The organism is Candidatus Manganitrophaceae bacterium, from assembly GCA_012960925.1.
In the GTDB taxonomy this organism is placed as follows: domain Bacteria; phylum Nitrospirota; class Nitrospiria; order SBBL01; family JAADHI01; genus DUAG01.
Genome location: DUAG01000081.1, coordinates 1 through 9,212 on the forward strand (window position 1 = coordinate 1; position 9,212 = coordinate 9,212).

Sequence of the window (9,212 nt, forward strand, 5' to 3'; positions counted from 1 at the left end):
CAATTTTACTCATTGGCAGCTTAAAGACTGAGATCGTCAGGCCCTTTTTGTCCTCTGGAGTATTTTGCGACAGAACCGTATTGAGTACTTGAAAAAAAGCGGCGTATCTGGTTGATCGCCTGTGTCAAAGTTTAATCATCGACACCTTCATCCGATTGTATGGCTTGATAACGGCCCCGGCTCGGTTTGGATGCAATAGGTAAAGATAATTGACTCACTGCGTCCGGTTTGCTTCCGGCTCTGTAAACAGTCATCACAAACCCCCAGAGCGGCGGGTAAGAACATCGGACTGAATTCTTTTTCTTTCATGGTTTTTTGCCCTCCGAGTAAGATCCAACATCAATATTCTTAAGTTCATTCAACGCTTCATGGACCAGCTTTTCAGTCGTGGCCTGGACTTCCTGGATGGTCTTGCACGCGAACGCCACCGGGGCGATCTTCGTAGGAAGTGCAAGCAACCTAGACCGGCAATCCATGATGTGACGCCCCCACAATTTCATGACAACTTCAGCTTCAAAGAGTTCTCCGGCCCGCGACTCAAAAACAAGTTTTTCGTTCATTGCCCTGTACTGTTCCCGAAGAGTACGTGCCTCTGTGTAGGAAAGGTCCTCAATCCCATTTTTAAGCTTCCGGGCCGGGTCTGAGTTTCTTTTTAGTTCTCGGTCTGCCTTTATTGGGTCTATCTTGCCGGAAGGGTCAAGGGTGATAAGGCCCAGCTTGATAATCTTGTTCACATACTGCCGGGAAAAACCCTTCTGTTTGGCATATCCGGCTTGTGTCAAAAGTTCTTTCTTCATGTTATGTCATCCTTCGTTTTGAGGCTGTGCCTAGGCAACAGATGCGCTTAGTCGCGACCCTCGCCCGATGGCCCCAGGGAGTACCTTTTTATATTTTATCGGTATACATCTGACTCGGGTCTCTCCCGTGTTTCCACTTGTATGAACGTATCGTTCTTGTCTTATGCGGTTCTTGAATTTCCTCCATCCATTCCATAAATGTCTTAGCATGCTTCAATGAATTGCACGAATGACAGGCCGCCACAAGGTTGCTGGTGCCATGCGTCCCTCCCTCAAAATTCGTTGCCTTCCTTTCGTTTCTTTTCGTAGTAGTCCTTGTTGTATTTCTGTCTTGCCAGGTCTTTATTCCGGTTCGTTGCCGAACTGGTCCCATCCCTTGGCGGTGGCTCGTGAAAAGTATTCAATTCTCTTTCCCTTAGTATAAAGGGTGTCAATAATTTCTCTAAACTGACTCGGTTTTTCGGAATGCGTTTTTGTCCGTTCAACCCGAACAACGCTGTTGAATAATTTCCCCTTATCCGGCGTACAAGATCCACGCGTACACACCAAAAGGAATTCATGCCGGACGGAATTATAGTGTCCGAAATTGTGTTTCACCTTGTCCCAAACAAAAGACGCTTTATACTTAAACCCCCACGCCTCAATGACCTTGAAGCAAACTTGAAGCATCGGGGAAGTCACCCAAAGGAATAAAACCGCGTCGTCTTCTACGATGTCCCTGACCCCCACCTTCCCCAACTCCTCAATGCTCATGGTAGGGTAGTGCCGCTCTGCATGGCCGTAGCCGTCAAGGCCGCTGTTCCCGTATGACCACGGCGGATCCGCGTAGATGACCCGGTATTTACCGGAAGGCAATTCAGGGGCTTCTATTTTCATCTCGTGGTTTGTCTGGCGGATGGCTTCGGTCAGCTTGACTCCCGTATGGACTCTTTCGACAACGGATTCCTGAAACTCCGGTTCCTTGTCGGCGAGTTCAGCGGCACTGGATACGGGGATCCTGCCGGACTCCACGGCCTGGATGAGGGCAGGGGTTCCTTCTCGCTTTACTTTTAAGGCACTATCCAAAGAGCGGGTTCCGACGTTGAGCATTTCAGCGGCTTCATCTCTTGTTTTTACTTCGCAAATTTGCGGAGTTTTTTTAGGTCTGCCCTCTCCCATATTGGCAATATTGGCCGCCACCATAGCCCTCTGACTCAGATCTAAGTGCCGTCTGAGATGGTTTAAGCTGATCACGAAGGAAAGCTCGGACCCTTCGCCGTTCCACAATGAATACTTCGGCTCGATCCCCGCCTCCATGCAAGCTAGGTAACGGTTCCGGCCATCAAGGATGCACTTGTCGGGGTGCAACCAGATGGGATCACGTTGGCCGTGTGCCTTGATGTCGGCAACAAGGTCGGAAAACTCTTTCCCCTGCATCAAGGGGAAAATGTTCGCTGTGGGGTGAAAATCTTTTCTTTCCATATCATTCCTCCTATATGTTTGTGTTGGCAGTTGCCCTTGCCCTCTCATTGAGAGCATCACGCAGAGAATAATTCTCTCTTCGCAGTCGTGTACATTCGTCTCCGAGTTCTGTTATTGCTTCACATTGAGTCCTGATGGTTTCCTCTGCTGTACGCCATTTCATGAAATAGTTATTTGCCATGATCGAGAACTTTGTTTCTTCCATGAGGTTCCTCCTAAGTTGTTTGGGCCACCCGCACCTTTAACCCTTTTAATTCCTTCTTTTTAAGAAACCCCAAGAAAGAGTTAGTATTGCGTTCTCTTTCTGTCCCGAAGTAAACTTTTCGTAATATTTAATCGCCATGGTTTCATATCTCGTCGGTTCCAATTTCTATTCCTTGGTGGCCGGGTTTTTTGATTGGCTTTTCCCTTCAAAAAAAGGAGTTAAAGACGCAGGTCGTTGAAAATATTTTTCGACGACTCTCGTTAATACTTTTTAAATACTTTTTAAGTTCTTTCTTAATACATACTTACCCGGTAATTTTTTCTTGAAAACGGAACGCCCTGGAAACTTTTTTCCCCATCATTTGGTAATTTTTTCACTCTGTACCAGGAGTGGCGTATCGTTTCATTATTCCTTCATTCAAATAATCTCTTGCGTAATAAAAATTGGAACGTAAAAAAACTTTCCATCCTTTACGACTCTCATCCACGTAATTCTCAATCAAGTGATATTTCTCTAGATTTCTCAAAGCAGGCCTTACTGCCCGGATGCTTATCTTTGCGTACTCCGCTAATATGCCCAATTCAGCCTCGCATAAATCCCAATCTCTGGTCCTATATGCTTCATCAAAATAGGAAGAATCGTATTCTTCATACTCACAGTGAAGTTCAGGAATCTCAGAATCAAAATATCCAAAATATCTCATGACTGGATAAAGTGCTTGTGCCGATGGCGAGAGGTGAAGCCAATTCCCTCCCTCAAGGACACTTTTATAAAAAGGGAATGCTCGACCTTTATCTTGAGGGGGCTTAGAGATGAAAAACTTCTTTGACCGACGGCCTCTTTTCGTCACATAATTCTGAATCTTAATGTCGGGAAAACCTTCCAATCCTTTGATTCCAAGCCGGACAGTTTTCTCATCGCGTCCACAAAGGATGGCGATAGTCAGTTCCCCTGGGAAGGCTTCACCTTTCTCATTTCTGTGGCAAGCAATCACTGGGAAAACCGATTTTGAAGCCTTTGGTAAGGCCGCCCAGTTTTTATTTTCGATAATCTTTTTATCGAACCAAAAACAACCATTCCGATTCCATTCTTGTTTAAATTGATACACCAGCTATTCCTAGAGGGCTATCCGGATCAACAACGATGATGCCCGATATTGTTTCCGCTTCGTACGTACTGGATCGCCTCTTCTTCCGTTGTCGGGGGTAAGTTTTGCCAGGCCTTCGGGGCTGGTATTTTTGTTTTCCCCCGAAGAGGGACCAGGGACCAACCCCGCCGGACGTACGAAAGGGCCAATTGTTCACGACTTATTAGTATTTCCGTCTCCATACTATCCCTCCGGTAAGGCGGCTGAATAGCCGTCACGGATTATTTTTTCAATACTCTCTTCCGGGATGGTAACCGTGCGCCCGATGCGTACGACGCTAATCTTCTTCAAAATTATCCATTTCCTGATTGTCGATTCACGAATTGCAAGCCGGGCCGCCGCTTCCGGCACACGCAGTAGTCTTTTTTCCATTTTCTCTACCTCCATTCCTGTTATCTATTTGACTATCAAAGGGTAATATGGTTTAATTCTATATACAAGATGGAATAAACCATAGAATATGATGAAAAAACCATTCAAACTTGAAAGCCCATGCAGTATTTATGATTGCTACGAGTACGTCCTGAAGGATCTTCCGATGGGCCGGGCTCTTGTCGCTGTAAGCCGGGTTACAGGGGGCGGATATGATCCATTACAGCGTCAAAAGGAAACCGACCCCCCCTATCTTGTCTTCTCAAATGTCAATTGCCGCAAGGATGACCACATTCTTGAATACGCCAACCGCTACGGCCTTCCGTTCAATCCCAACCGGTTATATAAAGACACCAAGGAGTCGGGGGAGGCCGCAAGCCGGGCCGCTTTGCCTCGCGCCTCTTACGGGTTCGAGTCAGTCAACTTCGGAGAGCTTTTAAGGGGGGATAAAATCCCTTGCGAATACTCCACCGAACATTATGAACGGATGGAACTTGATCGTTACAGGAAGACCGCAAAAGGTGGCGTCCGGGCGGAGGTTTATCCGCTTGATGACTTTTGGTGTGAGGTGGATAAAATGCGCCGCGTTTTGAAATGGATGGAGGTTGTGAAAGGTGGTCCCTCATCGAAAGATGCGCCGGGTAGTAGTCTTTCTGCTGAATATTTGAAGGATGTCCTAAACCATGAAATTTCGGGGACCAAGGCGGCGGTTTTTATAGGATACCAGGAGGACGACACCATTGGGAGCCATCCGGGGATCTTCCGCCAATATGTACCGATTGACTTCAAACAAGCCCTTTATGCTGCACTGATTGACGATATTGCCGATGATGTGAAAGTATCGCGCTGTAAGTATTACTGTTGCAAACGCTTCTTCACCGGTGGGCGCAAAGGAAAAATATTTTGTTCTGAGGATTGCAGGAACAACGCAGGCAGAATGAAATTCCATTGGAAAACAAATGGACAGAAAGCGGCTAAAAGGGAGGCCAGGAATGGCAAGAAAACACGGCAAGGATAAGGGTATTCTTGAACATCCGAAGGGTTCCGATAAGTGGTGGGTCAGAATTTACGTCAATGGCCGTGAGAAGCGTTACAGGGCCGATAATAAGACCCAAGCAAAAGCCATCTATGGTCGGCTACAGGCCGACATCCGGGAAAAGAGATACTTCCCTGAGAAATATGACAAATCAAAAGATATCACCTTGCGGGTTTGGATTAAACTCTGTTTGGAGGGTTCGACAAACCGGGGGGTTCGCAATGAGGAGCGCTATGGTCGCTTCTGGTCCCTTCTTCTTGGAAAGCGGATCTTGACGGAGATCACAACTGGTGAGTGTCGCCGCTTGCAAAAGAAGATGGAGAAACGAGGGAATAGAAAACCCGCCACCATCAACCGCCATTTTGCCTATCTCCGGCGTGTCCTCATGTTGGCCGTTGAGGACGGGAAGATAAATAGGAACCCTGTAAGCGGGATCAAGTTCTTCCCGGAAGAGATGCGGACCCGGTTCCTGTCTGATGATGAATTGAACGAACTTCAAAAGATAATGCAGCCGGAGGACTGGAAGCTTGTCGCCTTTGCAATCGAAACGGGGTTAAGAAGAGAAGAGCAATTTAAACTTAGATGGGATCAGATATCTCTTGAAACGTCTACCCTGGTTCTTCCGCTTCCAAAAGGGGGAAAGACCCGCCATGTCCCGTTGAGTGAATGTGCGAAAGAAATCCTCCGGTCATTCGTTTCTTTCCTATCCTCACCATGGGTCTTTCCATGCGCTACAGACCCCAGAAAGCCCCAGAGCGCCCAATCGTTCATCAATAGGATCTACACGCCAGCCCTCAAACGGACAGGAGTCACAGGGGCCTGTTGGCATACGCTTCGGCACACGGCGGCTTCACGGCGCGTCATGGCCGGGGTGAGTATCTACACGGTGAAGGAGATACTTGGACACAGAGATATCACAACCACTATGCGCTATTCACACCTTACGCCAGAGTACCTACAGGATGCTGTGAACCGGGGAAGTTTAGCTGGAACCGTGACTAGAACCGTGACCAACGAGGAGAGCAAGGAGAAGTCCCCAGAGGAGGAGACTTCACAAGCTATTGATAATAAAAAAGAAAGCGATTGGCTGGGGGACGAGGGCTCGAACCTCGATAGACAGATCCAGAATCTGTTGTCCTGCCATTAGACGATCCCCCAAGATCCAATCAATATGAGAGCAGTTTAACTTTAATAAAAAGAGGGGATGGAGTCAAGCGTTTAGATCAACGATGCCGTATCTGAAGGAAACCTACTGCCGAAGCGCTCTCTCAGAGAAAATGGTATCGGAAAGACCGAGGTTTATCTTGACGTCGCTCACCTCGATAAATGTTTTTCTACGTGACTTGGCGTTAAAGATCTGGGAGGCCTTCCAGACAAAGACTTTTCCAAGTTGTGTCCATTCGATATACTGGGTCTTCAGAAGGAAACCCTCATTAGAAAAGTATTCAATCTTTCGGATCGTTCCCTGCGTTTTAGAGATATAAGTGATCGTCTTTCCGTAGAGTTTATTTTCTTTTAAACGGTTTTCAATCACGAAACAAGCCTCTCCCCTCACATTCTTCTCCGGAAGAAGACGGTGTACATCAACCTCTATCCGCCTCTGATGCATGTCTTCAAAGAGCAGGTCAGATTCCTCCTCCCCATCATGATTATGACGGCCCGGCTGGACCCGACGGACCTGGCGCAGCTCCGGGAGATAGAGCCAAAGGTCAGCCTTGTCCTCTTCGACATATTCCCAGACCAAAAATTTTTGGCCTTTCGTCTGAGAAGGCGACTCCGTCACAAGGAGTGTCTTGCTGTTGAGATTATCCTGTCCGAATTTATTCTTCCAGTACAGCTTGAAGCGGGTCTTCTTCTCAACCCCGTCCGGCCCGATCACCCGAAAAATTACGTTGGCAGTTTGGTCCTCCATCGCGTACATCCGCTTGGCGGATGCCCGTAAAATAGCCTCCGGCGCGGGGGAAGACTGGGCATAGGCCCCTCCAGGAAGTAATACAGAAACACTTAAAAAGAGGAGAAAAAAGACAAGAATGGGAGGAATATTTCTCCGGATCACAGCAAGAGACCGCTCTTGCGAACATCATCCATAAAGTTGAGGCCACATTGACGTGACCAGATTCTAGGGATATGATTGCGCATCATGGGAAAATTGGTTGCGGGGAGAGGATTTGAACCTCTGACCTTCGGGTTATGAGCCCGTGGCACTACTTCTTTTGCCCTTCCTATCTTTTCATTAATTCCCTTTAATATCACTTGCTTAAACCTATATTTATCGGGTAATATACCTTCGTTACTTTAATGAATTTTAATCTATTTTAGCCGATAGGGGCGAAATAGGGGCGAAAAGTTAGAACCGTAACCCGAAGGACGGTGGCGACATGGCTAGCATACTCCAACAAGTGAACACGGTCAAATGGACAGGTGTTTTTTGCTATGCTTCCGAAAATAAAAAACACCGAGGAAAGCCGGATGTTTGTTACTACATTACATTCAAAGTTGACGGCTTCAAGAAAACAGAGAAAGTTGGATGGAGATCGGAAGGATATTCGCCTGAAGTCGCCGCCGAACTCCGAGCGAATAGGGTTAAGACCGCCCGACACAAGGAAAAGGTCCAATCGGCCAAGGAAATACGTTTTGAAAGGCAGAAGACAAATCGAACGATTGGAGAGTTGAGGACTGCCTACTTTGAAAGCGAGCGTGGCTTAAATCTTAAAGGAAGAACGACTGACCTCAATCGCTACGAAAAACACCTACAGAAAGCCTTTTCAAGGAAAAGGGTTGATACGCTCTCCCCTCTTGACGTTGAGCGGGTCAAAAGAGATATGAGGGACCATGCCCCGGCCACTGTTTTTAACACCCTTGAGTTGCTGAGGCGGCTCATCAATTACGGAGTCGAACAAGGACTTTGCCTCCCTCTCTCCTTCAAGATAAAGTTTCCCAAAAAAGACAACGAGGTCACGGAATATTTAACCCCTGAAGAGGCACAGAGCTTGATGGAGGTCCTTGAACGCTGGCCGAGTAAAGATGTATCTCGAATGCTTCAAGTTGTCTGGCTGACCGGCCTACGGCGGGGGGAAATTTTTAAACTTGCAGATCGTGACTGTGATTTCGTACAAAAGATCATCAGACTTCGGAATCCAAAGGGAGGAAGGACTACCGAAATCCCGATGTCTGAGCCCGTTGAAACAATCCTCCAAGCGCAGATGGCCTGGAGGGAGAAACGCTTCCCTGGATGCCTTTTTTTATTCCCTGGTCGTTACGGGAAACAACGAATAGATTCCAGCGCGGTAGACCGAATAAAGACTGAGGCGAAATTGCCTAAGAGCTTCCGGATTTTTCACGGTTTGAGGCATCACATGGCCGTGACCCTTGCCAACTCCGGGGAATTTACGATTGACATGATCGGTGAACTGTTGACCCATAAGAACCACGCCATGACGAAGAGGTACGTTGATTTCTTGCCAGGTGCGAAAAAGAAAGCGGCAAGCCGGGCGGCTGAATTATTAAAAGCCCACGCAACGGATATCCAGAGGAAAAATGTTGGTCAGTTGGAGGACAATAATAATGGATAAGTTTGAGGTCAAGGAAAACTTCCCCGGCACAAATGATAAGATTACATTCACAGAATACAAATTTTCGGATGAAGAGAGGACAGGTTTCTTGGAGATATTGAGAAACTACGATCAAGATAAAGTTCATAATTTCCTTAGACACCTATCCTTTATTTGCCACCAAAGGATTTCTCTAAAAGAGCATCCATCATTACAATGTATGAAAGACTACGCTAGTCCCATGTTATTAAATTTTAATAAAACAATCTCGTACTTGAGTAATCTAAAAAAAGGATACCTTAATGAGGAGCATAAAATTCCTTTCTACTTCCTCGATAAAGTAGGCGGAAAGGATCACTTTATTCCACAAAATGGAAGTAAAAAAAACCATAATATAACTGAAACATGGGACCTTTCTGGAAACATTGAGAAAGAACTTTCTGGTTTGGTCGAAGAGATTGAGTTTAAGTTAAATTCATGGACAAAAAACCGTGGACGTCAAAAGGCAGATATTAGAGGATTCGGCCTCGAAATCTCTAATATATTTTACGAATGTTTCAATGAAGCGTGAATTCAACAAGTAAGTGCAACTTTGGTAGTTGGAAAGAGAGGCAAGCTGCGGTAGGATCAGCAGTGTTTCTCA

Annotated in this window: 10 protein-coding genes, 1 tRNA gene and 1 pseudogene; 4 read left to right on the plus strand and 8 right to left on the minus strand. The window is 46.5% G+C overall.

Features of this window, described 5'->3' with window-relative positions:
• Positions 1-305: 305 nt before the first annotated feature.
• The 6 genes from EYQ01_11250 to EYQ01_11275 form a co-directional block, all read right to left on the minus strand.
• A complete protein-coding gene (locus tag EYQ01_11250; GenBank protein HIE66358.1) occupies positions 306-797 on the minus strand; it encodes a hypothetical protein in 492 nt (163 codons plus the stop codon).
• A gap of 88 nt (positions 798-885) precedes the next feature.
• Positions 886-1,170, minus strand: coding sequence for a hypothetical protein (locus EYQ01_11255; protein ID HIE66359.1), 285 nt, complete (start codon positions 1,168-1,170; stop codon positions 886-888).
• Entirely contained in the window at positions 1,140-2,315 is a 1,176-nt protein-coding gene (locus tag EYQ01_11260; GenBank protein HIE66360.1) for a hypothetical protein, read from the minus strand. Before EYQ01_11260 ends, EYQ01_11255 begins: the two co-directional genes overlap by 31 nt.
• Before the next feature lie 521 nt (positions 2,316-2,836).
• A complete protein-coding gene (locus tag EYQ01_11265) occupies positions 2,837-3,571 on the minus strand; it encodes a hypothetical protein (protein HIE66361.1) in 735 nt (244 codons plus the stop codon).
• A gap of 26 nt (positions 3,572-3,597) precedes the next feature.
• The gene (locus EYQ01_11270; protein HIE66362.1) at positions 3,598-3,792 is read right to left on the minus strand and encodes a hypothetical protein; all 195 of its coding nucleotides are present in this window, start codon (positions 3,790-3,792) and stop codon (positions 3,598-3,600) included.
• Position 3,793: 1 nt separating this feature from the next.
• Positions 3,794-3,997, minus strand: a complete 204-nt coding sequence (locus tag EYQ01_11275; protein ID HIE66363.1) for a DNA-binding protein — start codon at positions 3,995-3,997, stop codon at positions 3,794-3,796.
• Positions 3,998-4,070: 73 nt separating this feature from the next.
• Between EYQ01_11275 and EYQ01_11280 the strand changes: the two genes are divergently transcribed.
• Both EYQ01_11280 and EYQ01_11285 read left to right on the plus strand, forming a co-directional pair.
• Positions 4,071-5,000, plus strand: coding sequence for a hypothetical protein (locus tag EYQ01_11280; GenBank protein ID HIE66364.1), 930 nt, complete (start codon positions 4,071-4,073; stop codon positions 4,998-5,000).
• Positions 4,942-5,964, plus strand: a pseudogene (locus EYQ01_11285) (site-specific integrase). Before EYQ01_11280 ends, EYQ01_11285 begins: the two are co-directional and overlap by 59 nt.
• Positions 5,965-6,102: 138 nt before the next feature.
• Here EYQ01_11285 and EYQ01_11290 read toward each other — a convergent pair.
• A tRNA-Gln gene (locus tag EYQ01_11290) sits at positions 6,103-6,176 on the minus strand.
• Positions 6,177-6,267: 91 nt separating this feature from the next.
• Entirely contained in the window at positions 6,268-7,074 is an 807-nt protein-coding gene (locus tag EYQ01_11295) for an outer membrane lipoprotein-sorting protein (GenBank protein ID HIE66365.1), read from the minus strand.
• 322 nt (positions 7,075-7,396) lie between these two features.
• Here EYQ01_11295 and EYQ01_11300 point away from each other — a divergent pair, with 322 nt between their 5' ends.
• Both EYQ01_11300 and EYQ01_11305 read left to right on the plus strand, forming a co-directional pair.
• Positions 7,397-8,590, plus strand: coding sequence for a site-specific integrase (locus EYQ01_11300; protein HIE66366.1), 1,194 nt, complete (start codon positions 7,397-7,399; stop codon positions 8,588-8,590).
• Positions 8,583-9,140, plus strand: a complete 558-nt coding sequence (locus EYQ01_11305) for a hypothetical protein (GenBank protein HIE66367.1) — start codon at positions 8,583-8,585, stop codon at positions 9,138-9,140. Before EYQ01_11300 ends, EYQ01_11305 begins: the two co-directional genes overlap by 8 nt.
• Positions 9,141-9,212 lie beyond the last annotated feature (72 nt).

Bases quoted from the DNA above. Each gene is read 5' to 3' on its own strand.
- EYQ01_11250 (HIE66358.1), bottom strand. From the start codon at position 797: ATGAAGAAAGAACTTTTGACACAAGCCGGATATGCCAAACAGAAGGGT.
- EYQ01_11255 (HIE66359.1), bottom strand. From the start codon at position 1,170: ATGGGACCAGTTCGGCAACGAACCGGAATAAAGACCTGGCAAGACAGA.
- EYQ01_11260 (HIE66360.1), bottom strand. From the start codon at position 2,315: ATGCTCTCAATGAGAGGGCAAGGGCAACTGCCAACACAAACATATAGG.
- EYQ01_11270 (HIE66362.1), bottom strand. From the start codon at position 3,792: ATGGAGACGGAAATACTAATAAGTCGTGAACAATTGGCCCTTTCGTAC.
- EYQ01_11275 (HIE66363.1), bottom strand. From the start codon at position 3,997: ATGGAGGTAGAGAAAATGGAAAAAAGACTACTGCGTGTGCCGGAAGCG.
- EYQ01_11280 (HIE66364.1), top strand. From the start codon at position 4,071: ATGATGAAAAAACCATTCAAACTTGAAAGCCCATGCAGTATTTATGAT.
- EYQ01_11300 (HIE66366.1), top strand. From the start codon at position 7,397: ATGGCTAGCATACTCCAACAAGTGAACACGGTCAAATGGACAGGTGTT.
- EYQ01_11305 (HIE66367.1), top strand. From the start codon at position 8,583: ATGGATAAGTTTGAGGTCAAGGAAAACTTCCCCGGCACAAATGATAAG.